This window comes from uncultured Vibrio sp., assembly GCF_947488985.1.
In the GTDB taxonomy this organism is placed as follows: Bacteria; Pseudomonadota; Gammaproteobacteria; order Enterobacterales; family Vibrionaceae; genus Vibrio.
On the sequence record NZ_CANLBV010000238.1, the window covers coordinates 1 to 966 of the forward strand.

The following is a 966-nucleotide window of genomic DNA, read 5'->3' on the forward strand; positions in this document are numbered from 1 at the left end:
AGTCATCATGGCCCTTACGAGTAGGGCTACACACGTGCTACAATGGCGCATACAGAGGGCAGCAAGCCAGCGATGGTGAGCGAATCCCAAAAAGTGCGTCGTAGTCCGGATTGGAGTCTGCAACTCGACTCCATGAAGTCGGAATCGCTAGTAATCGTAGATCAGAATGCTACGGTGAATACGTTCCCGGGCCTTGTACACACCGCCCGTCACACCATGGGAGTGGGCTGCAAAAGAAGTGGGTAGTTTAACCTTTCGGGGAGGACGCTCACCACTTTGTGGTTCATGACTGGGGTGAAGTCGTAACAAGGTAGCCCTAGGGGAACCTGGGGCTGGATCACCTCCTTATACGAAGATATTCACGATAAGTGTCCACACAGATTGAATGGTTTAGATTTAGTTAAAGCCAGAGCTTTAATTAATAACGTAAGTTATTGATTAAAGTTTTTTGCTTTATGCTCTTTAACAATTTGGAAAGCTGACTGATTTGATTACTTGCGAGTAATTCAAATCAAATTTAAAAGTTCTCAATGTTTATCTTTCATTAGATAAACACAACAAACACATTCAAGTGTCTTGTATTCGAATCAAACTTAGTTTGATTCACAATTGAGTCCGGCAAACAGTCATTGAGAATTAACCCTTCTTAATGACAACCAAAAACCTTGGTTAGTTGCCATACTAGTTTGTTTTCACTTTTCAAAAGTGAAAGTAAAACAGAGACCCTTTCGGGTTGTATGGTTAAGTGACTAAGCGTACACGGTGGATGCCTTGGCAGTCAGAGGCGATGAAAGGCGTAATAACTTGCGATAAGCCCAGATTAGGTAGTAATAACCTTTTGAGTCTGGGATTCCTGAATGGGGAAACCCACTTACATAAGTAAGTATCCTGTTGTGAATACATAGCAGCAGGAGGCAAACCGGGGGAACTGAAACATCTAAGTACCCCGAGGAAGAGAAATCAACC

At 43.1% G+C, this 966-nt stretch carries 2 rRNA genes; both read left to right on the forward strand.

The window, feature by feature from the left end:
* Window positions 1-348 (forward strand): 16S ribosomal RNA (locus Q1A70_RS20060); the annotation flags it as partial.
* A 391-nt stretch (window positions 349-739) separates the two neighbouring features.
* Window positions 740-966: ribosomal RNA gene (locus Q1A70_RS20065) — 23S ribosomal RNA — on the forward strand; the annotation flags it as partial.